General features: G+C 35.0%; 23 protein-coding genes. 16 read left to right on the forward strand and 7 right to left on the reverse strand.

All coding sequences use genetic code 11. The features are described from left to right. Positions 1-28 precede the first annotated feature (28 nt). From VKY41_RS04935 to VKY41_RS04950, 4 genes are all read left to right on the forward strand, one after another. Complete coding sequence (locus VKY41_RS04935; protein ID WP_500813326.1) at positions 29-766, forward strand: lysophospholipid acyltransferase family protein; 738 nt, start codon at positions 29-31, stop codon at positions 764-766. Positions 767-777: 11 nt separating this feature from the next. After that, complete coding sequence (locus VKY41_RS04940; RefSeq protein ID WP_500813327.1) at positions 778-1,761, forward strand: acyl-ACP desaturase; 984 nt, start codon at positions 778-780, stop codon at positions 1,759-1,761. 7 nt (positions 1,762-1,768) lie between these two features. Beyond that, positions 1,769-2,422: an HD domain-containing protein gene (locus tag VKY41_RS04945; protein ID WP_500813328.1), complete on the forward strand. Its 654-nt coding sequence runs from the start codon at positions 1,769-1,771 to the stop codon at positions 2,420-2,422. A 152-nt stretch (positions 2,423-2,574) separates the two neighbouring features. After that, positions 2,575-4,731, forward strand: a complete 2,157-nt coding sequence (locus VKY41_RS04950) for a S46 family peptidase (RefSeq protein WP_500813329.1) — start codon at positions 2,575-2,577, stop codon at positions 4,729-4,731. 83 nt (positions 4,732-4,814) lie between these two features. On the opposite strand, the gene VKY41_RS04955 is transcribed toward VKY41_RS04950, so the two are convergent. The 6 genes from VKY41_RS04955 to VKY41_RS04980 all read right to left on the reverse strand — a co-directional run bounded on the left by VKY41_RS04955 (position 4,815) and on the right by VKY41_RS04980 (position 11,150). After that, positions 4,815-5,597 (reverse strand): enoyl-CoA hydratase/isomerase family protein, encoded by a 783-nt coding sequence (locus tag VKY41_RS04955; protein WP_500813330.1) that lies wholly within the window; start codon positions 5,595-5,597, stop codon positions 4,815-4,817. Between the two features lie 30 nt (positions 5,598-5,627). After that, a complete protein-coding gene (locus VKY41_RS04960) occupies positions 5,628-7,082 on the reverse strand; it encodes a sensor histidine kinase (RefSeq protein WP_500813331.1) in 1,455 nt (484 codons plus the stop codon). 129 nt (positions 7,083-7,211) lie between these two features. Next, positions 7,212-7,760: a CopD family protein gene (locus VKY41_RS04965; protein WP_500813332.1), complete on the reverse strand. Its 549-nt coding sequence runs from the start codon at positions 7,758-7,760 to the stop codon at positions 7,212-7,214. A 13-nt stretch (positions 7,761-7,773) separates the two neighbouring features. Further along, complete coding sequence (locus tag VKY41_RS04970) at positions 7,774-9,135, reverse strand: MATE family efflux transporter (RefSeq protein ID WP_500813333.1); 1,362 nt, start codon at positions 9,133-9,135, stop codon at positions 7,774-7,776. A 9-nt stretch (positions 9,136-9,144) separates the two neighbouring features. Further along, positions 9,145-10,173 carry a ferrochelatase gene (hemH, locus tag VKY41_RS04975; RefSeq protein WP_500813334.1) on the reverse strand — a complete coding sequence of 343 codons (1,029 nt, stop codon included), beginning with the start codon at positions 10,171-10,173 and terminating at the stop codon, positions 9,145-9,147. A gap of 68 nt (positions 10,174-10,241) precedes the next feature. Next, complete coding sequence (locus VKY41_RS04980; RefSeq protein ID WP_500813335.1) at positions 10,242-11,150, reverse strand: helix-turn-helix transcriptional regulator; 909 nt, start codon at positions 11,148-11,150, stop codon at positions 10,242-10,244. Positions 11,151-11,339: 189 nt separating this feature from the next. Here VKY41_RS04980 and hemA point away from each other — a divergent pair, with 189 nt between their 5' ends. The 12 genes from hemA (at position 11,340) to VKY41_RS05040 (ending at position 23,449) form a co-directional block, all read left to right on the forward strand. After that, positions 11,340-12,602: a glutamyl-tRNA reductase gene (gene hemA, locus VKY41_RS04985; protein ID WP_500813336.1), complete on the forward strand. Its 1,263-nt coding sequence runs from the start codon at positions 11,340-11,342 to the stop codon at positions 12,600-12,602. Next, entirely contained in the window at positions 12,595-14,172 is a 1,578-nt protein-coding gene (gene hemC, locus VKY41_RS04990; RefSeq protein WP_500813337.1) for a hydroxymethylbilane synthase, read from the forward strand. Before hemA ends, hemC begins: the two co-directional genes overlap by 8 nt. Before the next feature lie 127 nt (positions 14,173-14,299). After that, positions 14,300-15,328 carry a uroporphyrinogen decarboxylase gene (hemE, locus tag VKY41_RS04995; protein ID WP_500813338.1) on the forward strand — a complete coding sequence of 343 codons (1,029 nt, stop codon included), beginning with the start codon at positions 14,300-14,302 and terminating at the stop codon, positions 15,326-15,328. A gap of 3 nt (positions 15,329-15,331) precedes the next feature. Next, on the forward strand, positions 15,332-15,862 hold the full coding sequence (locus VKY41_RS05000) for a GNAT family N-acetyltransferase (protein ID WP_500813339.1): 531 nt from the start codon (positions 15,332-15,334) through the stop codon (positions 15,860-15,862). A gap of 50 nt (positions 15,863-15,912) precedes the next feature. Next, on the forward strand, positions 15,913-16,815 hold the full coding sequence (gene hemF / locus VKY41_RS05005; RefSeq protein ID WP_500813340.1) for an oxygen-dependent coproporphyrinogen oxidase: 903 nt from the start codon (positions 15,913-15,915) through the stop codon (positions 16,813-16,815). A gap of 1 nt (position 16,816) precedes the next feature. Further along, positions 16,817-17,209: a YchJ family protein gene (locus VKY41_RS05010; protein WP_500813341.1), complete on the forward strand. Its 393-nt coding sequence runs from the start codon at positions 16,817-16,819 to the stop codon at positions 17,207-17,209. Positions 17,210-17,212: 3 nt separating this feature from the next. Next, entirely contained in the window at positions 17,213-18,205 is a 993-nt protein-coding gene (hemB, locus tag VKY41_RS05015) for a porphobilinogen synthase (protein WP_500813342.1), read from the forward strand. 114 nt (positions 18,206-18,319) lie between these two features. Further along, entirely contained in the window at positions 18,320-19,405 is a 1,086-nt protein-coding gene (locus VKY41_RS05020; protein ID WP_500813343.1) for a CNNM domain-containing protein, read from the forward strand. Then, entirely contained in the window at positions 19,405-19,878 is a 474-nt protein-coding gene (locus tag VKY41_RS05025) for a methylated-DNA--[protein]-cysteine S-methyltransferase (RefSeq protein WP_500813344.1), read from the forward strand. Before VKY41_RS05020 ends, VKY41_RS05025 begins: the two co-directional genes overlap by 1 nt. A 75-nt stretch (positions 19,879-19,953) precedes the next feature. Further along, positions 19,954-22,365: a penicillin acylase family protein gene (locus tag VKY41_RS05030; RefSeq protein WP_500813345.1), complete on the forward strand. Its 2,412-nt coding sequence runs from the start codon at positions 19,954-19,956 to the stop codon at positions 22,363-22,365. Positions 22,366-22,367: 2 nt separating this feature from the next. Next, positions 22,368-22,724, forward strand: coding sequence for a hypothetical protein (locus VKY41_RS05035; protein WP_500813346.1), 357 nt, complete (start codon positions 22,368-22,370; stop codon positions 22,722-22,724). Between the two features lie 11 nt (positions 22,725-22,735). Further along, a complete protein-coding gene (locus VKY41_RS05040) occupies positions 22,736-23,449 on the forward strand; it encodes a 3'-5' exonuclease (protein ID WP_500813347.1) in 714 nt (237 codons plus the stop codon). 91 nt (positions 23,450-23,540) lie between these two features. Here VKY41_RS05040 and VKY41_RS05045 read toward each other — a convergent pair whose 3' ends face one another. Then, a complete protein-coding gene (locus tag VKY41_RS05045) occupies positions 23,541-25,763 on the reverse strand; it encodes a M43 family zinc metalloprotease (RefSeq protein WP_500813348.1) in 2,223 nt (740 codons plus the stop codon). Positions 25,764-25,831 lie beyond the last annotated feature (68 nt).

Below are 25,831 nucleotides of genomic sequence, written 5' to 3' on the forward strand. Positions count from 1 at the left end.
AGCCTTTAAATTTTCTTAATTTTGTACCATGCAGAAATTATTAGCCTATATTTTAACATCTATTTACGCAGTAATATTTTTACTGACTTTAGTTATATTTCATCCCATTCAATGGTTTTGTTTTAATGTATTTGGATACCAAGCCCATAAAAAAAGTGTGGATATCCTCCAGTTTTTTATTATGCGTTGCACCAATATTTTAGGAACTCGATACAGCTTTCATAATCCTCATAAAATTGCAACCGATCAACCACTTATTATTGTAGCAAATCATCAAAGTATGTACGATATTTCACCCATTATATGGTACATGCGAAAACACCACCCTAAATTTATCAGTAAAAAAGAGTTAGAAAAAGGGATTCCAAGTGTCTCTTACAACCTGCGTCATGGCGGCTCCGTTTTAATAGATAGAAAAAACCCAAGACAAGCCTTACCTGCTATCATGAAATTTGGCGAATATATAGAAACCACCAAGCGTGCTGCTGTTATTTTCCCTGAAGGCACACGAAGTAAAAATGGACAACCAAAACCTTTTCAAATAAAAGGTTTGGAAATGCTATTTAAAAAAATTCCATCGGCCACTATTGTTCCTATAAGCATCAATAATTCCTGGAAAATGTTAAAATATGGTAATTTTCCAATGGGGATTGGAAATCATATACAATTAACCGTTCACGAACCTCTAAAATTATCTAACTTTGAGGATAATCTAGAGCTAATTAAGCAAATTGAAACTACAATCAGCTCAAGTATTAAACCTTAAAACTCTACATTATGTCATTGAAAAATATAAGATTGGAAGTAATGAACCATTTAGAAAAAGATGTAGATTCATTAATTGAAAAATATTTAATTCCTGCCGATAGCATTTGGCAACCAACAGATTTCCTTCCAAATTCTGAAGGTGAAAACTTTTTGGAAGAGGTTAAAGAAATTAGAGAGCTTTCCAAGGAACTTCCCTACGATTTCTGGGTAGTTTTAGTTGGAGACATGATTACTGAAGAAGCTTTACCAACTTATGAATCTTGGTTAATGGACGTAGAAGGTGTCGATCAAGTGGGAAGAAACTCATGGGGAAAATGGGTAAGGCATTGGACTGCTGAAGAAAACCGTCACGGTGATGTATTAAACAAATACCTCTACCTTTCGGGACGTGTTAATATGAAAGAAATTGAAAAAACCACACATCATCTAATTGCTGATGGATTTGATATAGGCACAGATCAAGATCCTTATAAAAACTTTCTATATACTAGTTTTCAAGAGCTAGCCACTTATATTTCTCACAATCGTGTAGCAAAACTTGCTAAAGAGAAGGGAAATAAACAATTAAGCAAAATGTGTAAGATTATTTCTGGAGATGAAATGAGACACCATCATGCATACTGCGAATTTGTAGAACGAATTTTTGCTGTAGATCCAAACCAAATGATGATGGCCTTTCAACACATGATGAAATTAAAAATTACTATGCCTGCCCATTTTTTAAGAGAATCTGGTGGTAAAATCGGATCGGCTTTCGAAGAATTTTCCAACACAGCACAGCGTATTGGCGTATATACATCTAACGATTATGTGGCTATTTTAGAAAAGCTTATTAAGCGTTGGGAAATTGATAAAATTACCAACCTATCTGATGATGCTGAAAGAGCACGCGATTACCTAATGAAACTTCCTGCTCGTTTATCACGATTATCTGAACGTATGAAAATTCCAGAAAACTCCTATCAGTTTAAATGGGTTGAACCTATCAGATAAATTCTAAATGACACAGGAAAAACAGATTGAAAAAACTCAGTTTTTTGTAAAAGAAACACTTAAAAATGCTGAGGGTGGACACGATTGGTTTCACATTCTAAGGGTATTTAATAATGCCAAGCTCATTTCTAAAAATGAAGAAGTAGATGAATTTGTTGTTTCCCTTGGGTCCTTACTACATGATATTGCAGATAGTAAATTCACTGAAGGAGACGAAACCGTTGGTCCTAGAATAGCACGAGAATTTTTAGAAAGCATTCAAGTTGATGAAACCGTTATCCATCATGTAATTCTAATAATTGAAAACATCTCGTTTAAAGGAGGTAACGAGGCTCAAAAGTTTAAATCGCCCGAACTAGATGTCATTCAAGACGCAGATAGATTAGATGCTCTTGGCGCTATTGGTATAGCTAGAACCTTTAATTACGGAGGCTTTAAAAACAGAGCACTTTACAATCCAGAAATTAAGCCCCAGCTTCAAATGAGCAAAGAGGAGTATAAAACCTCAACAGCTCCTACCCTGAATCATTTCTACGAAAAACTGCTCTTGTTAAAAGATCGGATGAACACTAAAACAGGCAAACAAATTGCCGAAAAGCGACATGAGTTCATGGTTCAATATCTGGATCAATTTTATGCCGAATGGGAAGGTTTAAAATAAACGAATCTTCCTTATTGAAACTATTAGTCACTACTAACTTTTAAGTTCAAGAGGTTATTGCTTAGAAATTATAACACCATTTTAACACCCATCAACCAGGCAAACCATAGATATTTTCAATATTTTTGGGCTTTATCACTAAACTTGAGAATATGAAAAAATTTATTTTATCGTTAACCATTCTTTCAATGACATTTTTGTCGCCATTATTGGCAAATGAAGGTATGTGGTTTTTAATGCATATAGAGCGTTTGAATTATCGCGATATGCAAAAAATGGGACTTCAATTAACTCCCGAAGAAATTTACAGCATCAACAACCAAAGCTTAAAAGATGCCATAGTACAATTTAATGGAGGCTGTACTGCAAGTATTATTTCAGATAATGGTTTAGTGCTTACTAACCACCACTGTGGGTACTCTGCTATTGCAGAACTTTCTACAGCAGAACAAAACCATTTAAAAAATGGATATTGGGCTGGTTCTTTAGCTGAAGAATTAAAACCAGAAAGCTTATACGTTCGCTTTTTTGTAAGAATGGACGATGTTTCAAAACGTATCTTATCTCAAGTAAATGATAGCATGAGTGAAAAAGAACGTGAAGCCGCTATTAACAAAGAAGTTGCAAAAATAGAACAAGAAAACAACGAAGGTGGAAAATACACTGTTTCAGTACGTTCTTTCTACCAAGGAAACGAGTTTTACTATTTTGTATATGAAGATTATAAAGATGTTCGTTTAGTAGGAACTCCTCCTGAAAGTGTTGGGAAATATGGTGGAGACACAGATAACTGGGAGTGGCCAAGACACACAGGCGATTTCTCATTATTTAGAGTTTATACAGATGCAGAAGGAAATGCAGCTGATTACGCGACTACAAACGTACCAATGAAAGCTAAATACCATCTACCTGTAAGTATTGATGGTGTTAAAGAAGACGATTTTGCTATGATTTTAGGATATCCTGGAAGAACCAATCGTTGGATGCCAGCTCAAGGTGTAGAGCAAAACGTAAAATATGCATATCCTGCATGGGTTGAAGGCTCTAAATTAAGCATGGATGTAATGAAAAAATACATGAATAAAGACGAAGCTGTAAATTTAATGTACGCTTCATCTTATGCTAGTATCGCTAACTATTGGAAAAATAGAGGTGGTATGATTGATGCTTTAACTGAACATAATACCGTTAAAACAAAAGCTAAAATTGAAAAGAAATTTAACAAATGGGCCAATAAAAAGGCTAACAAAGCTAAATACGGTCAAGTTATTTCTGATATCAACAAATACTACACACTTACCAACGAGAAAGCAAAACACGATAACTACTTAGTTGGCATGTTACGTTCTAGTACTTTTGCTGCTTTACCATACAGATTAGGTAGCGCATTCGAGCAATACGCAGATGCTAACGAAGCTAAACGCGAAGAAATACTTCCAAGATTACAAGGTTTCGCAGAGAACTCTTACAAAGACATTTACCTACCTTTAGAGAAAGAAGTATTGGCTAAACAACTAGGTTTATATGCTTCAAAATCTAATTATCCGCTACCAGAATTAATTACTGAAGTTGGAAGTAAAAACAATAACGATTTTACAGCATACGTAAACTCTCTTTTCGAATCGAGTATATTTTCTTCAAAAGAAAAAGTAGAAGCTTTCTTAAAGTCTCCAGATAAAGCTCTAATCGAAAATGATGAACTTTACAAGTTATCGTCTACTTTACTTACAAAATACCGTGAAAAACCAGAGCATTTGGTTCAACCAGAAAACGATTACCAAAAATCATTTAGATTATTGGTTGAAGGATTACGTGAGTCTGGATTAAGTAGTATTCAGTATCCGGATGCAAACTCTACTTTGCGTTTATCATATGGAAAAGTAAGAGCTCTTCCTGAAAATAAAGACAAACCAAACGATGCTGCAGAAAACAACTACACAACCTTAAAAGGAATGGTAGCTAAGTACAAGGCTAATGACCCGGAGTTCGATTTACCTCAAGACATGTTAGACATCTACGCTAAGAAAGATTACGGACGTTATGCTAACGAAAAAGGCGAACTTCCTGTTAACTTCCTATCCGATAACGACATTACTGGTGGAAACTCTGGTTCTCCTGTAATTAATGGAAAAGGTGAATTAATTGGCTTAGCTTTCGATGGTAATATTGAAGCTATGGCTGGTGATGTTATTTTTGATTCGAACTTACAACGTACCATTAGCGTAGATATTAGATACGTACTATGGTTGATAGACAAGTATTCTAATGCACAATCTATCATTGATGAGTTAACTATTATAGAAAAATAATTTTATCTATATATTCAAACAAAAAAAGCGATCTCAAAATTTGAGATCGCTTTTTTTGTTTTTTAAGTATTTTAAAACAGAGGTTATTTTCCAGGGAAATCTGCTTTACGCTTTTCTAAGAAAGCCGTAGTACCTTCAGTAAAATCTTCGGTACCGAAACAGTTTCCAAATTCTTCAATTTCTACTTCATATCCATTTACACCATCTTTAAAATTGGCGTTAACAGCTTTAATTGCACCTTTAATAGCCACAGATGAATTTCTCATAATCTTAGTAGCTATTTTTTCTGCAAGTGGTAATAATTCCTCTTGAGATGTAACATGATTCACTAAACCATAAGCTAAAGCTTGATTTGCGTCAATCATTCCTGCTGTCATAACCATTTCCATAGCACGACCTTTTCCAACCAATTGTGGTAAACGTTGCGTTCCACCATACCCTGGAATAACTCCTAGAGAGGTTTCCGGAAGTCCCATTTTGGCATTATCGCTAGCCAATCTAAAATGACAAGCCATAGCCAATTCTAATCCCCCACCAAGTGCAAAACCATTAACAGCAGCAATAACCGGCGTCGATAAATTTTCAACAAAATCGAATAATAACTCTTGACCTTTAGCTGCCAATTTTCCTCCATTAGAAACGTCGAAATGGGCAAACTCGCTTATATCTGCTCCAGCAACAAATGCTTTTTCACCACTACCAGTAATAATAATTACTTTAGTATTAGCATCTTTGTCTGCTGCAGATAAAGCATCGTGCAATTCTTGAATAGTTGCTTTGTTTAACGCATTCAATTTACTTAGTCTGTTAATAGTAAGGGTTGAAATTCCATCTTGGAAATCGACTAAAATATTTTCAAAACTCATGGTATATTTTTTTATGTTAATTACTTGATATTATCCTTTAGGGAAAGTTACTTTAAAAGTAGTGCCCACATCTTTTTCCGATGTAAAAGTAATACTTCCATTATAAGTTTCAACTATGTTTTTCACCATAGCAAGTCCAAGTCCCATTCCGCTTGACTTAGTAGTAAATTTAGGTTCGAAAACCTTTTGAGAGTTTACTTCTGAAATTCCTATACCATTATCGGAAATAGTAATATTTATAGAATCCGGATCTTCATAAACCCTAACTATAATTTTTTTATCCTCTCGATCATCGGGAATAGCCTGAATCCCATTTTTAACTAGGTTGTTAATTACACGAATGAGTTGCGCCTTATCAAACCGAGCAGTAATTCTGTCGCTCTCCGAAATAAACTCGATGTAATCTTCACTAAAAATATCTAAAGCCAACCTCGTAATTTCTACCAAATTTAAGGTTTCATTTTGTTGAGCTGGCATTTTGGCAAAATTGGAAAATGCTGAAGCTATCGAGCTCATGGTGTCAATTTGCTGGATAAGTGTTTTAGAATATTCATCTACTTTTTGATAGATATTTTCATCATTTGGATCGAACTTACGCTGAAAACTCTGAACTGTTAAACGCATAGGGGTTAAGGGGTTTTTTATCTCATGCGCCACTTGTTTTGCCATTTCCCTCCAAGCTTGTTCCCTTTCACTTTTTGCTAATTTAACAGCACTTTCTTCAAGTTCGTCTATCATGCTGTTATACGCTCTAACCAAGGTAGCTATTTCTTGGCTGGTTGCTCCAATTTCTATCTTTTTGTTATGCTTTTCAAGTCTGGTTTCATTAATCTTATCGCTAATGGTTTTAAGAGTTTTTGTTATGTATTTGGAAAGAAAATATGCCAAGGTTATGGCTACAATCAACATAAGCATATAAGCATAACCTAAGCGCAATAAAAACTCATTCAATTCCTTATTTAAAAAATCATCATTCTCTAAATATGGAATGTTTAAAATAGCCAAAGGCTTAAACTGATGATCTGTTATGTAGGAATAAGAAGATAAAAACACCTCATTATTTTCAATGTTTTTACTTACATGTCTATGCTCTATGGTATTGGCTAAAATATTTAAAACCTCAGCATTTAAACATTGTGTTAGAGAGTCTGTTTCAAAAGTAGCTTTGGAGGATTTAATTAGACCTCCGTCCAAATCGTATAAATTAATTTGTAGTTTGTGGATGGCTGCAATTTCGTAGATCTCATTCTTAAAAATCAAGGACATCGTTTCGGTTGAAACCGGATAAGTGGTTTTTCTTATGGCGTAATTAATACTTTCCTTAATATTTTCTTCTTTACGTTCTAGTCGTTCGTTGTGGTAATCTCTAGCTTCTTCGTTGTATTGATAAATTGCTACGGAAGCAATTAAAATAGATGCCAACAAAACCAATAGAATCATGGCTATGAATATGCGAATTCGTAATGAAAATCTTCCTAAATACATGGTTAAAATTGAGCTGTGTTAAATATAACAATAATCAAACCAATTAGACTTTAACAGCGCCTAAATTTAATCTAGACTTAAGTATGATGAGTCTAAAATATTAGAGAATAGGTGTCCGGGATTAAACCGTTAGGCATCTGGATTCTTAGCGCGAATATTTTTGTAGATTTTAAATCCTAACATCAATAAAATGCCTAAAACAAAAATTCCTACAACACCGAAAACCCAATGAATTGCATTTTTAAGAATTACCAAAAACACCACTGCAAAAAGGATAAACGTGGCTCCCTCATTCCAAAGCCTCATAAAATTAGATGACTTTTTAACCACATCCTGTTGCAACTGCTTATAATAAATGTGCGTTTTATAATGATAGATATACAATAGCAATACAAAGGTTAGTTTAACGTGCATCCAAGGTTGTTGTAGCCAAATTGGTTGCAAAATCAATAACCAAACAGCAAAAATACTAGCTAATATAGCTGAAGGCCAAGTAATAATATTCCATAACCTTTTTGCCATTAGTTTGAGTTGTTTTCCAAGTATTTCTTTTTCTGGGGAAGGCTTGTGATAAGCTTCTATTTGATAAACAAAAAGTCTTGGAATATAGAACAAACCAGCAAACCAAGTGATGACAAAAATTAAGTGAAGTGACTTTATGTAATTGTAATATTCCACAGTTTAAAAGTGCTTATTGATTTTCTTCCATTGTAACGATTAGGGTGGATTTCACTTCTTTGTTCAAGTAATATGCTGTTACCAAGGTGGACAATAAATCCGAAATTGGAAAAGACATCCACACACCTAATTCACCGTAAAAATAAGGTAAAATTAAAATTAAAGGGATAAAAAAGAACCCTTGTCTAGTTAAAGTTAAGAAAAGTGCAGGAACAGCTTTTCCTATCGCTTGAAAATAAGCTGCTCCAATAAGTTGAAACGCAATAATTGGTGTTGCTGCAAAAACCCATCTCATGGCACTTGGAGTTTCTTTTAACACCTCTGGATCTTGAGTAAATAATCTAGTAATATTCTCAGGGAACACCATGAGTAATACAAATATAATACTGGCTAAAATAACTGCGTATTTTAAGGCTGTGTTTATAACCTCTCTAACTCTTGAAAATTGCGATGCCCCGTAATTATAACCTGCAATTGGCAAGAATCCTTGAGTAATTCCAAAAACCGGAAATAAGGCAAACATGAGCATTCTTCCTACAATTGCATAGGCTGTAACAGAAGTTTCTCCCCCCAAGTCGAAAAGAATATTATTCATAAACAAGTAGGTAATACTAACAATGGCCTGTCTTGCAAGCGTAACAGCACCTAAAGAAGCTATTTCTGCAACCACTTTTTTATGAAGAAAAAGATCTGAAATTTTAATTTTTAACTCTGAATTTTTAGAGACAAAAAACCACAACACGAAACCAAAACACAGTAAATAAGAAATGGTTGTTGCCCACGCTGCTCCGGCCATTCCATGATCCAACAAATTGATAAATACGTAGTCCAGGATTAAATTCCCAACGGATGGAATCATCATGGCGTACATAGCAAATTTAGGCTTCCCTTCTGCTCTAATAACGGTGTTACCCATCATGCAAAGCCCTAGAAAGGGTACGCCATAAAGCACAATAACATAATAGATTTTAGCCGGTTCAAAAAGTGCTCCTTTACCTCCAAATGCCGGAATAATAGAATCTACATAATACAAACCTAAACCAACCATGGTAATGGTAAACAGCAAGGTTAGAGTTATCTGATTCCCAAAAGTTTTAAAGGCCTTTTCTGTTTTAGCCCCTCCAAGCGCTCGTGAAATAATAGAAGAACCTCCAATTCCAATAGCCATCCCCAAGGCAGCAATAAAAAAAGAAACAGGTAAAACGACATTAATAGCAGCAATAGCTGTAGGCCCAATCCAGTTCCCTACAAAAATGGTGTCCACAAGAATATTAAGCGACATGACCAAAATTCCTATAGATGCCGGAACAGCCTGTCTAATTAACAGTTTTCCTATGGGTTGGGTCCCTAAATCGTTTGAAGATATTTTTGCCATTAAACTAAATTATGCAATACTAGGTTCTGCCCAGTTTTTAATCCATTTTGCTAAAAGATTTACCCAAGGTTCATCGACATTTAAACAAGGAACGGTAGTAAATTCCTTTCCACCTATTTCGTGGAAAATTTCCTGTCCCTCCATAGCTATTTCTTCTAGGGTTTCTAAACAGTCACTAACAAAAGCAGGGGTAACAACAGCCATATTTTTAATCCCTTCCTTTCCTAAACGCTCAATAGTTCTATCTGTAGGTGGCTTTAACCATGGGTCGAAGCCTAAACGTGATTGAAAACTAGTAGAATAGGTTCCTGGTTTTAAATCTAGTTTTTCAGCTACTAATCTAGTCACTTCTAAACATTGATGTCTGTAGCAATACTCGTGTGCACTTGATGGAGTAACACAGCAACTTTTATCTATTTTACAATGAGATTTAGTTACATCCCTCTTATAAATATGTCGCTCTGGGACTCCGTGGTATGAAAACAATAAATGTTCGATTGATTTTCCTTCCAAGTTCTTTGAAATACTATCGCTCAAAACTTCAATGTAGTCAGGATCTTTATAGAAAGGTGGGAAATCTGTAATTTTTAAATTTGGGAAATGTTCTTTTCGAAGTTTTTCGGCAAGCACTAAAATAGTTTCCGTGGTTGCCATAGCAAATTGAGGATACAAAGGAACCAACAAAACCTCATCCACACCTTTGTCAACTAGCTCTTGCAAGCCTTTCTTAATGGTCATACTACCATAACGCATGGCTAAGGCAATTGGGTAGTTTTCTACCTTTTGTTGCACTTTTTCTTGTAATCTTTCAGAAATAACAATGAGAGGAGAACCTTCTTCCCACCAAATCTTTTTATAAGCTTCGGCCGATGCCTTTGGTCTTGTATTCAGAATAATTCCTCTAACTATAAGAACTCTAGCCCAATAAGGAACATCTATAACACGCTCGTCCATTAAAAACTCATCTAAATATGGTTTTAAATCTTTAGCCGTTGGACTTTCTGGTGATCCTAGATTTACAAATAATACGCCTTTCATACTTTTTCTTTTGTTTAGCGGTTAAGGGACAGAAAAATGGAATTTCCATTTTTTAAAAACATCATATATTAAGTCTGCGAAGATACCGACATTAAATATTTTTTTGGGGTGGTTCCATATTTCTTTTTAAAAGCCGAAATAAAATGGCTAGAAGTACTATAACCTACTTTTAAACCCACCTCATTAACATTGTGATTTCCAGATTCTAACAATTTTCTTGACACTTCCATTTTATAATCAAACAAGAAACTAAACACAGAATCTCCATAAATCTCTTTAAATCCTTCTTTCAATTTTTTTAAACTTAGTTGAATTTCATCTGCCAATTCTTGTAATGTAGGGGGCTCAGCCATTCTTGCTATAATAATATCTTTAGCTTTTCTAATTTTAATCACATTCGTTTCATCAACCAAAAATGGACATTGCTCAATATTAGCATCTTCATTCCTATTAAAATATAAACTTAATAACTCGTACGCTTTTCCTTTATAGTATAAGCTTTTAATAGAAGCATTTAAGTTAAAATTAATAAGTTGGTTTAACACAATGGCCATAGACGGAGTAATCTTTCCATCCTTATAATATTTTTTATCCTTATTATCCTCGCTTAAAAAGGTTATATAATCGGCTTCTTGTGAAAATAAGCTGTGAAATTTCTTAATGGATATCAGCACAGAAACCAACCAAGAATTTGGCTGTGCTACTAAATGAATAGGCAGGTCGCGTTGTGGATTATATAGCAATAAGGAGTTTTCATCTTGAATATCTAAGGCATATCTTCCTTCGTTGAAAACAAACTTACTTGAACCCTTCACGCAATAGTGAAATTGAATAAAACTACTATCTATCTCACGTTCAAGACTTTCTAAAACACCGCTTTCGTTACGATAGGTTAATACAAAGAAATCCTTTTCAATTTCTAGTTCTTCAAAAGAACCTCGAGCGATATTTTTATCATTATTAAAACTTGTACTCATCTTTATTTATTTAGATTGGTTCTAAACTAAATAGTCTAAAAGCATTGATACGAGTGCAAAAATATGACATTTATCAGGTTTTATATAAAATTAAAGTTAAAAAACCCGTAACGACACTTAAAGTTCTTTTAGCGTTACTTTTTGTCTAAACATAGATATACATTTGTTCCGAAAATTTCCCTATCAGGTATGGAATACATGAACACATCAAAATCTACCTATTTTTACGCCATTGGCTTAAGCTATAAAAAGGCAGACGCTGAAATTAGAGGTCATTTTAGTTTGGACGATCAAGCTAAAATTAATTTATTAAAACAAGCTAAGGAAACCGGATTAGAGAGTTTAATTGTAACATCTACTTGTAACAGAACCGAATTATACGGATTTGCAGAACATCCATATCAACTTATTAAATTACTTTGCGAAAACACTAAAGGAACCATAGAGGAGTTTCAAGATGTAGCCTATGTATACAAGGGCAAAGAAGCTGTTTCGCATATGTTTAAAGTAGGATCAGGGTTAGATAGTCAGATTCTTGGAGACTTTGAAATTATTAGTCAACTACGTTCTAGTGCAAGAGTTTCCAAAAAAGAACAACTTTTAAATGCCTTCTTAGAGCGTTTAATAAATGCCGTAATACAAGCTAGCAAACGCATTAAAACAGAAACCAACATTTCATCTGGTGCCACCTCCGTTTCTTTTGCTTCTGTACAATACATCATGAACCATGTAGCCGATGTAAGTCATAAAAATATTTTGCTTTTTGGTACTGGAAAAATTGGAAGAAACACCTGTGAAAATCTTGTAAAACACACAAAAAACGAGCATATAACCTTAATAAACAGAACAAAAACTAAAGCAGAAGAAGTTGCAGGCAAATTCAATGTTTTGGTTAAGGATTATGCCAATTTACAAGAAGAAATAAATCAGTCGGATGTTTTAATTGTAGCCACTGGAGCTCAAAACCCAACGGTTGACAAGCATCTTATTCAATCTAAAAAACCTTTATTAATTTTAGATTTATCTATTCCGAAAAATGTAAATAGCAACGTAAGGGAATTGGACCACGTAACCTTGATACATTTAGATGATTTGTCTCAAATAACTGACGAAACCCTAGAAAAACGCAAGGAGCAAATTCCTTTGGCACAACAAATTATTTCGGAAGTTGAAACTGAATTTAACGGATGGTTAGAAACTAGAAAATTTGCGCCAACAATTAAAGCATTAAAGCTAAAATTAAACGATTTCAAGATTGCTGAATTAGATACTCAACGTAAAAAACTACCTGATTTTAACGAAGAGCAAGCCGAAATAATCAGCAACAACATCATACAGAAAATTACTAATCACTTTGCGCATCATTTAAGGGATGACGCTAGTACCATAGACGAAAACCTAGAACTTATAAAAAAGGTTTTTCAATTAGAAGCCACTACAAACCATGTCTAAAATAATTAGAATTGGAACACGCGATAGCCAGTTAGCGCTATGGCAAGCCAAAACCGTACAACAACAATTAGAACATTTAGGTCATAAAACAGAACTCGTTCCAGTAAAATCTACTGGCGATTTAGTTTTAGATAGACCGCTATACGAATTAGGAATAACCGGTGTTTTTACTAAAACCCTAGATATAGCCATGCTAAATGGAGATATTGACATTGCGGTTCATTCTTTTAAAGATGTTCCAACTATTTTACCAATTGGTATTGTTCAAGCCGCTGTTCTTAAACGAGGAAATATTAAAGACACGTTAGTATTTAAAAATAACGAAGAGTTTTTAGCACAAAAAGACGCCATAGTAGCTACCGGAAGTTTACGCCGACGTGCCCAATGGCTCAACAGATTCCCTACTCACACGGTTGTAGGTTTAAGAGGAAATGTTCAATTAAGGCTACAAAAACTTCAGGATAACGAAGATTGGAATGGAGCTATTTTTGCAGCAGCAGGTTTAGGCCGACTAAACATTAAACCTGAAAATATTGAAAATTTGGACTGGATGATTCCAGCTCCAGCACAAGGTGCTATTGTAATAACTGCATTAGAAGAAGATGAAGAAGTTCGAGCTATTTGTGCTGAATTAAACCACGAAGAAACCGAAATTTGCACCACTATAGAACGTAAATTCTTAAACATACTTGAAGGAGGTTGCTCAGCACCAATTGGTGCTTTGGCCTATATTAAAGATGAAGAAGTTACCTTTAAAGGTGTTTTATTGAGTCCGAATGGTGAGAAGAAAATTGAAGTTACTAGAACTGAAAAATTAGGCAACCACCAAAACATAGCCCAATACTGTGCAGACTACGTTATAAGTAGAGGAGGAAAAGTTATAATGAATGGTATTAAATCGGGAAATAAAAAGACTAATATCTATTCTACCAAGTCACTAACCGAAGGGCAAATGCAACTTTTAAACACTGATATTGTAGCAACAAGTAACGATGCCATTAAAATTAGTATAAATAGAATTTCTCCGGCAGTTTTAAAAGCTCCTATGAAAAACGTGATCATCACCAGTCAAAATACTGTGGATGCTATTTTAACCAATTGCCCCAAAGAGGATTTGAAATTCGAAAATATTTATTGTGTTGGTCGTAGAACCAAACGCATGGTAGAAAAACGAATTGGAAAAGTCGTGTATTCCGAAAATTACGGAAAAGATTTAGCCGAGTATTTAGCTAAAAACTTAAAAGAAAGAGAGGTAACTTACTTCTGCAGCAATTTAAGACTAGACTATATTCCTAGTATTTTAACTAAAAACAACATCAAAATAAACGAAATAGAAGCTTATCAAACTAAATACGATTCTTTTGAAGTTGAACAAGATATTGAAGGGGTGATGTTTTATAGCCCATCAACTGTTCAAAGTTTTATGCAGAAAAACCACGCCAACGGCATTGCATTCTGTATTGGAGATTCCACAGCTTTAGAAGCTAGCAAACATTTTAAAGATGTTCGAGTAGCAAAAATTCCAACGGTTGAAAGTGTCATTGAATTAGTAAACGAACATTACAACTAAAATTTCAGCCAAGGAATAAAGCACCTTGAAAAAATAAAAAGGTCATAGCAAACACAATTGTTTTTATTGACTAAAAGAATTAAAGTACAATTAAAAAAATTCCTGAATTAAAGGGATGTCAGAAAATATGAGCATAAAAAACGATTTATTTTTAAGAGCATTAAAAGGTGAAACTGTTGAACGCCCACCTGTTTGGATGATGCGTCAAGCCGGACGATATTTACCGGAATTTATGGCAATAAAAGAAAAGTACGATTTCTTTACACGTTGTCAAAAACCTGAATTAGCCAGCGAAATTACAGTTCAACCCATCCGTAGATACGGGATGGATGCCGCCATTTTATTTAGCGATATCCTAGTAATTCCTCAAGCTATGAATATTGAGGTTCAAATGAAACCCAATTTTGGTCCTTATTTACCAAATCCTATTCGCACACAAAAAGATGTTGATAACGTCATAGTTCCAGATGTGAAAGTTGAATTGGATTACGTGTACCAAGCAGTAAAAGCTACAAAAGAACTTCTTAATGACGAGGTTCCTTTAATTGGTTTTGCTGGCTCTCCATGGACTATTTTATGCTATTGCGTACAAGGTCAAGGCAGCAAGAATTTCGACAAAGCTAAAGAGTTTTGTTTTACCAACCCTGTTGCGGCACACCAATTATTACAGAAAATAACAGACACGACCATTGCTTATTTAAAAGAAAAAGTAAAAGCTGGTGTGAATGCCGTTCAAGTTTTCGATTCTTGGGGAGGAATGCTTTCTCCTGTAGATTATCAAGAATTCTCTTGGCAATATATTCAACAAATCATCGATGCATTAAAGGATGAAACTCCAGTAATTGCTTTTGGAAAAGGATGTTGGTTTGCACTAGACACAATGGCTAAATCGGGAGCTTCTGCTTTAGGAATAGATTGGACTTGTTCCGCTAAAAACGCACGATATTTAACTGGTGGAAACATCACATTACAAGGGAATTTCGATCCAACAAGATTATTTTCGCCGCCAGCCGAAATCAAAAAAATGGTTCATCAAATGATTAACGAATTCGGAAAAGATAAATATATCGTGAATTTAGGACATGGAATCCTACCTAACATTCCTTTAGATAATGCCAAAGCATTTATTGATGCTGTAAAAGAATATCGCGTTTAAAAAATGACTTTTTCAACAGAAACATTTACACTTGAAGCGCTTAAACCAAAAGACGCTTCAAGTTTAAGTGCATTAATGATTTCTAATGGAAGAAAGTTTCAGAAGTATTTACCCAATACTCTAGAACAAAATCTGTCTGAAAAAGATTCTAAAATCTATATATCAAAGCAAAATAAAGCTAGAAAGAATAAAACAGAATTCACTTTTGCCGTTAAGGATAAAGAAACAAAAGAGGTAGCTGGGTTAATCATTCTAAAAAACATAAATTATCAGTTAAAACAAGGGGAATTTGCGTACTGCATTGGTGCAGCGTATTCTGGCAAAGGATGGATTACTCAAAGCATTAAAGCTGCAACCAAATTTGCTCATGAAGAACTAGGATTAAAAAACTTACAAATCATTATTCATAAAACAAATACGCGTAGCATTCACGTAGCCCAACGTTGTGGATATACTTGGACTAAAACTCTAAACCAAGAACACACTTCAGGAGAAGTAAATTTAGATATGGAGCTTTATGAATTGCATTATTAAAAACCCTAAATGGTCGTAGAAAGCTTTATGCTCTATTTAATCATACCAAAATGAAAGATAAATTTTACCAATACATACAAGACTTACAAAACAGAATTACTTCAAAACTTGAATCTGTAGATGGCAAAGCCAAATTTCAAGAAGACCTTTGGGAACGCCCGGAAGGTGGTGGAGGAAGAACCCGTGTTATTGAAAATGGGAATGTTTTTGAAAAAGGTGGTGTTAATATTTCTGCAGTCCATGGAGAACTTCCTGAAACCATGCGCAACCATTTTGGAGTAAAAGATGCCGATTTTTTTGCCTGTGGTTTAAGCTTGGTATTACACCCTAAAAACCCAATGGTTCCTACTGTTCATGCAAATTGGCGTTATTTTGAGATGTACGATCAAAACGGAGATATTGTAGATAGTTGGTTTGGTGGCGGACAAGATTTAACCCCTTATTATTTATTTGAAGAAGATGCCCAACATTTTCATCAAACCTGTAAAACGGCTTGCGATAAACACCATCCTGAATTTTACCCAAATTATAAAAAACGTTGCGACGAATATTTCTATAACTCACACAGAAATGAAGGTCGCGGAGTTGGAGGTTTATTTTTCGATTATTGCAAAGCTACAGAAGACATGTCCATGGAAAACTGGTACAATTTCGTAACAGAAGTTGGTAATAGTTTCCTTGAAGCTTATGTTCCTATTGTTGAAAAACGCAAAGAGTTATCATATACTGACGCGCAAAGAACTTGGCAAGAAATCAGACGTGGACGTTATGTAGAATTCAATTTAGTTCATGATAAAGGAACTCTTTTCGGACTTAAAACAAACGGGAGGATTGAAAGTATTTTAATGAGTCTACCTCCACATGTACAATGGGTTTACGATCATCATCCAGTAGCTGGAAGCCCAGAGGAAAAATTAATCAATGTCTTACAAAACCCTATAGATTGGGCATAAGATGAATTGTTACTGCGGAAATAATAAAACCTATAAAGCGTGTTGTGAGGTTTTTCATTTAAATAATGGAAAAACAGAAACTGCGGAACAACTTATGCGCTCTCGATATAGCGCCTTTGTTCTAGCTAATGGCGATTATTTAATGCAAACCCATCATCGTTCTACCAGACCAAATTCAGAGAAAAAAGCTATTGAAAATTGGGCCAAATCTGTTGAGTGGATAAAACTAGAAGTATTAGAAACCACCCATGGTTTAAATAACGACAAAGATGGAACCGTAACGTTTAACGCTTATTTTTATGAAAACGGTCATGTTGATGTAATTCATGAAAAATCAACTTTTATTAAAGAAAATGAAACATGGTATTACTTAGGTTATGCCAAAAATCAATAAAATATGTATCCAATAAAAAGAAATAGAAGATTAAGAACAAACGAAGCTATTAGAAGCTTGGTTCGTGAAACTATTATCTCTCCAAACGATTTTTTAGTGCCACTATTTGTAGTGGAAGGAAAAGGAGTAAAAGAAGAAATTGCTTCCATGCCTAATTATTATCGTTATAGCCTAGACTTGCTAGAAAAAGAAGTAAAAGAGCTTTGGAAACTTGGTTTAAAATCGGTGTTACTTTTTGTAAAAGTTCCTGATAATTTAAAAGACAATGTCGGAAAAGAAGCTGTAAATCCAAAAGGTTTAATGCAACGAGCCATTAAAACGGTAAAAAACGCGTGCCCTGACATGCTGGTAATGACAGATGTAGCCATGGACCCTTATTCTATGTACGGACATGATGGCATTATAGAAAACGGGGTGATTCTAAACGATGAGAGTGTCGATTTATTAACAGAAATGAGTTTATCCCACGCTCGTGCGGGAGCCGACTTTGTAGCTCCAAGCGATATGATGGATGGTAGGATATTAAGCATTCGTGAAGCTTTTGAAGATGAAGGTTTTTTAAACACCGGTATCATGAGCTACTCGGCTAAATACGCTTCGGCTTTTTACGGTCCTTTTCGTGATGCTCTAGACTCAGCACCTGTAGATTTAAAGGATATTCCAAAAGACAAAAAAACCTATCAAATGGATTATGCCAATCGTTTTGAGGCACTTCGTGAAACCGAAATGGATATTGATGAAGGTGCGGATATTGTTATGATAAAACCCGGATTATGCTACCTAGATATTGTTCGTGATATTAAAAACGAAGTAGACGTACCTGTTGCTGTGTATCAAGTTTCAGGAGAATACGCGATGCTGAAAGCAGCAGCTGAAAAAGGATGGTTAGACCATGACGCAGTTATGATGGAACAAATTACAGCCATGAAGCGTGCTGGCGCAGATATTATTGCCTCCTACTTTGCGAAGGATGTTGTGAAATTATTAAATTCATAAAAATTTCAAAAACCATAAGTCCAAGAAGACCTCATGCCTTTAAAAGCAATGAGGTCTTTTGATTTTATTATAAAATGGATTTTGTAAATTAGCCTGAATCAAAAAAACACATTAATGACCACACTCATCCTTTGGGCAACAATTTCTATTTTCTTTTCATTTTTATGTTCCATCTTGGAAGCCGTTTTACTAAGTGTAACGCCAACATTTATTAATGTTAAAAAGCAAGAAGGCAAAGACTATGCTTTTAAATTAGAAGCACTTAAAGCTGATGTAGATGAATCACTAATAGCCATTCTTACCCTAAATACAATTGCGCATACTTTAGGTGCTATGATGGTTGGTATTGAAGCTGAAAAATTACCATTTAAAATAGAAGTCTTCGGAATAAATACAGTTGGAGTTATTTCGGCCATCATGACTTTGCTAATATTAATCGTTTCAGAAATTATTCCAAAAACAATTGGAGCTTCCTATTGGAAATCCTTAGTAAGTTTTACAGCAACTGTCCTTAATATTTTAATATTTCCTCTAAAATATACGGGTATTTTATGGCTTTTGCGCCTTACAACCAAGCTTATTGGCGGCAATGGACACGGCAGTGTTTTAAGTAGAGAAGATTTTCAAGCCATGACGAACATCGCAGAAGAAGAGGGTGTTTTCCAAGAATCTGAAAGTAAAGTCATTAAAAACATGCTGACCCTTAAAGAGGTTCAAGCAAAGGATGTAATGACGCCACGAACCGTAATGACCATTGAGAATGAAAACCAAAGTATTGAGAATTTTTTTAAAAACAATGCCAACATAAAATTTTCTAGAATTCCAGTTTTCACGAATAACCTGGATAATATAACCGGACTCGTTTTAAAAGACGAAGTGTTTAAGGAAATGGCCTTTGGAAATGGTGATAAATTACTGTCTGACATAAAGAGAAACATTATTATAGTTAATAGAAGTGTGCCAATTCCTCGCTTATTTGAGCAATTAATTGAAAGCAAAAACCACATGGCTTTAGTCGTTGATGAATACGGCTCTATAAGCGGACTAGTAACCATGGAAGATCTTATTGAAACCCTATTAGGGCTAGAGATTATGGATGAAAGCGATGATGTTCCAGACTTACAACTTTTAGCTAGACGCAGCTGGGAAGCTAGAGCAAAACGACTTGGAATAATAGACGACTTCAAACCTGAAGATTAATGGAAGAATGTATTATACATACGCCATTAGGTTATACCAAAATTACTGGAGATGAAAATGGTATTTCATCTATTATCATATTAAATTCAGAGGAGAAAATCACGGAGATTCTTCCGACAGAACTAGAAGATTGCGCACAGCAACTAAAGGAGTATTTTGAAGGTAAGCGCACACATTTCGATTTACATTTAAATCCAGAAGGAACGACTTTCCAAAAGCAAGTTTGGAATGAATTAAAAACCATTCCCTATGGCAAAACCATTTCTTATCTTGAGCTTTCAAAACAACTAAACGATGTTAAAGCTATTCGAGCTGTAGCTAATGCCAATGGCAAAAACCCTTTATGGATTGTTATTCCTTGTCATCGTGTTATGGGTAGCGATGGGAGTTTAACTGGATACGCCGGAGGTTTGCATAGAAAAAAATGGTTGTTGGACCACGAAAGCCCTAATAAGCAACAATCCTTATTTTAATTTTAGGTTGTAATTTACTTTGAAACCTAAAATGCGTCCAAAATATTTCTATCTTTATTATTAAAATTTACTTAAATGAAATACTTCAAGTTTCTAGTTTCCTTAGTGGTGCTTATTGGCGTTTTTTTCGGCTTAAACACAAAATTTGGGTCGCTACCTGCCCTTGGTGATTTTTTAAATCCAGCCCAAGGAATTTGGCAAAATGAACAAACCGAATCTACCACTGGAAATATTAAAATAGAAGGACTTTCAGATAAGGTTACCGTGCATTACGATGAAAATCTAGTCCCACATATTTTTGCACAAAACGACACGGATTTATACAAAGCACAAGGCTACATTACAGCCAAACATCGGCTTTGGCAAATGGATTTCCAAACCTTTGCAGCAGCCGGGAGGCTTTCGGAGATTATAGGTAGTAAGGCTCTGGACTACGACAGGGCTCAACGTAGAAAAGGCATGGGCTTTGGAGCAGAAAATGCCCTTGCAAAAATGAAAGCAGATGATCCGGAAATATTAGAATTACTTAAAGCCTATAGTGATGGTGTCAATAGCTACATACAATCTTTAAATCCAAAAGATTATCCAGTAGAATATAAATTACTAGGCTACAAGCCAGAATTCTGGTCGGTGGATAAAACAGCTTATCTACTCATGTACATGACGGATATGCTATGTAGCCGAGAAAACGATCTAGAATTCACGAATGCGTTAAGGTTATTGGGAGCTGAAAGATTTGATCTGTTATATCCCGATTTTTTTGATGTAAACGATCCTATTATTCCAAAAGATACCGATTGGAGTTATATAGATACCTTCATCACCGAAACGCCGCTAAGCGAAATCCCATTGGATACTATTTCAGAAACCATGGACAAACCTCATCCTAACAATGGAAGTAATAACTGGGCTGTGTCTGGAAAGAAATCTTATTCAGGACATGCCATTCTTGCCAACGACCCTCATTTAGGGATTAATTTGCCTTCAATTTGGTTTGTGATGCAATTGGCTACCCCAGAACACAACTCTTATGGAGCAACTCTACCTGGAGCTATGGGAGTAGTTTCAGGCTTTAACACAGATATTGCTTGGGCCGAAACTAATGCTACAAGAGATGTAAAAGATTGGTATAAAATTGAATTTAAAGATAAGAATAGAACCCAGTACAAATACAATAACACTTGGAAAGATGCTAGGTTAAGAGTTGAAGAAATTAAAATTCGTGGGAAAGAAACCTTTTTAGATTCAGTAATTTACACCCATCACGGTCCTGTAAGTTACGATCATACTTTTAAAGGTAATAGTCAAAAAGAAGGTTATGCCATGAAATGGATTGGACACATTGGCGGTAACAATCAAAGAACTTTAATCGACCTAAACTCCTCTAAAAATTACGATGATTATTTAGCTGCGCTTCAACATTGGGTAGCTCCCGCACAAAATTTTGCCTTTGCTTCTACCTCAGGAGATATTGCTATTTGGATTCAAGGTTTATTTCCTAATAAATGGCAAGGTCAAGGTAAATTCTTAATGGATGGAAGTAATCCAAATCACGACTGGCAAAGCTTTATTCCAAAAAAGCACAATGCTTTTTCAAAAAATCCAGAACGAGGATTTATTAGTTCTGCCAATCAACATCCTGTAGATTCATCGTATCCATTTTATGTATTTAACGATGGTTATGAAACATATAGAAACCGCGTGATTAACGATTTTTTCAATTCAAAAGAAACCTTTAGCATCCAAGATTTTAAAGATTTACAGAACAATAATTACAATTTGAAAGCTTCAGAATTATTGCCATATATGCTAGAACACATGGATACTTCTAGCTTAAACCAGGAAGAGCAAAATGTTTTAAAATTAATTAAAGACTGGGATTATAATAGTGATATTGACAAAATAGCACCAAGTATCTGGGATTTATGGTGGAAAAAACTATACCCAATAACTTGGGACGAATTTGAAGATGAAAACGTGGCCTATACCAAACCATTTATTTATCAAACCATATACATGCTTAAAAACCACCCTGAGGATGACTTTATGGATATTCTGGCAACCCCTGAAAAAGAAACTTCTAAAGATTTATTTTTAATAACTTTTAAAGAAACTGTTAAAGAGCTTAGTGCGTGGAAAAAAACCCATGGAGATTATAATTGGCAAGCTTATAAAGGTGCCTATGTTGGGCATTTATTACAAGGATTACCGGCCTTTTCAAGATTTGACTTACCCATTGGTGGCGACAGAAACACCGTAAATGCAGCAGATACAAATCATGGTCCATCTTGGCGAATGATTGTTGAAATGAGCACACCTCCAAAAGCCTATGGTATTTATCCCGGTGGACAATCTGGAAATCCAGGCAGTAAATATTACGATAATTTTATAGATCGTTGGGCCGTTGGCGAGTATTTTGAAGCGCTTTTTATTCAAGACCAAAATACTACGGAAGGTATTATTTCTACCCAAACTTTAACTCCATAATTATGACTAAAAACATCATTAATTTTATAGCCACCATTTTAATTGCACTTGTTCTTTCCCAGTTTTTACCTTGGTGGTCCGTTATGGTAACTGCATTTGCAACAAGTATGTTTTTTAGTTTAAAACGAGCTTCTGTTTTTGTAGTTCCCTTTTTGGCAATCACTCTTTTTTGGATAAGCTATAGCTTTTGGCTCAGTAGTGCCAACGATTTTATTTTAGCTAAAAAGATGGCCATATTATTGCCTTTAAACGGAAATGCCTATTTACTCATATTCATTACCGGAATTATTGGAGGCTTTGCAGCAGGAATTGCTGGAATATTTGGAAAACAATGTGTAGCTTTATTAACAAAGTCTTAAATTCTAATTAGATGATTGATAAATTAAATCTCGAAAACATTCTCTTTTTGGATATAGAAACAGTTCCAGAAACTCAATATTTTTCAGATTTAGATGAAACCAAACAAGGTCTTTGGGAGCATAAAACTCAATACCAAAGAAAAGATGAATTCACTGCTGAAGAATTTTATGACCGAGCAGGTATTTGGGCGGAATTTGGAAAAATAGTTTGTATTTCTGTCGGTTATTTTAAAAATCAAGGAGACCTTAGAAATTTTAGGGTAACATCCTTTTATGGCGAAGAACCTGAAATTCTAAAAAACTTCAAAAACCTTCTAAATTCACATTTCAATCAGACCAAACATTTGTTATGCGCTCATAATGGCAAGGAATTCGACTTTCCTTATATAGCTAGACGCATGATTATTCACAATATTGAATTGCCTTATAAATTAAATCTCTTTGGAAAAAAACCATGGGAAGTTCCACATTTAGACACCTTGGAATTATGGAAATTTGGCGATTACAAGCACTACACTTCCTTAAAATTACTTACCAATATTTTAGGCATTCCTTCACCAAAAGACGATATCGATGGCAGTGAAGTTTATCGTGTGTATTACGAAGAAAAAGAAATAGATAGAATTATAACTTACTGCGAAAAAGACACCATTGCTGTGGCTCAAATATTCTTAAGACTTAGAGGTGATGAGTTACTTCATGACAATGAAATTATTCATATTTAATACTTTATAAAGTCTTCTTTCTTGAGTTTTAATAATTAAAAAAGTCCAGAGTTTTCACTCTGGACTTCTTATTTTCAATAGATTGTTTCAACTATTGTTTAATAAATTTCTTAGTCATAATTTCTTCACCATCATTTACTTCTATAAAGTACATGCCAGTTTTTAAGCTGCTCACGTTTATTTCTTTAATAGAATTTCCGGTAAGTACTACCTGACCAATCATATTAATAATTCTAAAAGTTCCTGCCGTATTTCCTGGTAATTTCACATTCAATACAGTTCCTTTAACTGGGTTTGGGTATAAAAGGAAATCTTCTTCAGAAGTAAAACCATCATTTGTATCTACAGTTTTAATAGCTTCTATGGAATTTCCTAATCCTTTAGATCCAGAACCAATACCTCTAATAATTACTTTATCTATATAAATATAGTCGCTATTATTACTTGCATCGCATTGAAATCTAAATTGAGAATTGCTACCAAAATTATATTGAGAAGCATCTAGCGTGACAGTTGCCGTATAGAAGGTGTTGTTATTAAAATTAACTCCACTTGCATAGCTTGCCACTGTAGACCAACTAGAACCATTATAGAAACGTAACCAGAAATCTTCGTTAGTTTCCATACTGTAAGCATAAAAATAAAACTCAACTTCCACTTGGTTATAAGCTGATAAGTTAAAAGATGGAGAGGTCATTGCTGAAGCTGTTCCAGAATTATCTCTTAATTGAATAGAATAATTTCCTTCATAAGAACGAGAACCTGAGTAACGAGCACAATCGCTTCCTCCATCAGACCATCCATCCCAACCAGACTCAAAGTAACCTTCGTGAAGCACATCCGTACCACCAGTTGAACAAGGTGAACATGACGAACCACCACAATCTATTCCTGTTTCATCTCCATTTTGAATACCATCAGAACATGTTGGTGTTGGCGCACTTCCTACACAGAAATTAGTCGCTTCCGATTTACCAAATGATCCTCCTGAAGCCAGAACTCCAGTTGCTCCTGTTACGGAATAGTTACCATTACCATAAGAACAGCAAATACCATCTCCATAGGTATCGGTAATTGTAAATGTATAGCATCCATCAGCTAAACATAAGGTTTCCGAAATAGTAGACCCACCAGATTGAGAACCATAAGTTCCACCCGAGGCCACTGTGGTACCACTTGCATTTTTAAGAGACCAAGCCGTTTCTGCTGGATAATTATCGAATTTTATAGAAAGAATTACTTCGTTTTCTGAACATGATGTTTGACAAGGTTCGCAAGAAGAACCACCACAGTCAACACCTGTTTCGTCGCCGTTTTGTACGCCATCAGAACAAGTAGGAGTACTACCTCCTCCATCGCATTTTGTTGAAGCTCCCAAACTAGCTCTTGCACCGCCCGGTAGCAAAACTGCGCGCATTCTGTTTTTTTGTCCTACAGTATACAAATTCATACAGGCATCATCACTATAATCCATATAGTTTTGAACCATATCAGTAGTTCCGCAAGATACATGTCCTGTAGCACAACCGTAGTTTGCTGCATCTGATGTTGGTGTATCACTTACAAAATCATCCACTGAGCATCCACCATCACCCCAAATATGACGTAGGTTTAAAAAGTGACCTACCTCATGGGTTGTTGTTCTACCTAAATTGAAAGGTGAGGATAAATAAAATCCTGAGCCACCATTTTTACTTCCAAAATAATTTGGGCCAATAACCACGCCATCAGTTGCTGCACTACCTCCAGGAAATTGAGCATAACCTAAAATTCCACCCCCAATATTACATACCCACATATTTAAATACTGCGACGTATTCCATGGGTCAACTCCACCTTGCGAAGATTTTTTCATGGCATCATTGGTTCCCCAAGATGTTTTAGACGAAGATTTTCTTGTAATTCCATTAGTAGGATTCCCATTAGGATCTACTGTTGCCATACAAAACTGGATTTGCGTATCCGCAGCCTGAGACCAGGTATTATTAGCATCCGAATTCATTCTTCTGAAATCGTCATTCAACACTTGGATTTGAGATAAGATTTGTGCATCACTAATATTCTCATTAGAATTGCTGTAAATAACATGAACAACTACAGGAATTGTAATGATAGAACCATCAATTCTTGATTGCTCCATGTTTTCAATCTTGTTTTGTGTGTAAGACTCAATTTGGGCCATTCGTTGTGCAAGACCTGGGTCTTGTTGCATTCGGTACTCTAGGTTTTCCATGGAGGCACAATTTCGCTCTTGAGCAAAACTGCTTCCAATTACAAGAAAACAAACAATTAATAATAAAATAATGTTTTTCATGAGTTTTGTTTAATTATTTTGGTGTTTATTTATAAAAATCTCATGAATGTAGATTTTTTTTGCGAATC

The sequence above is a fragment of the Xanthomarina sp. genome (genome assembly GCF_035306605.1).
Lineage (GTDB): Bacteria > Bacteroidota > Bacteroidia > Flavobacteriales > Flavobacteriaceae > Xanthomarina.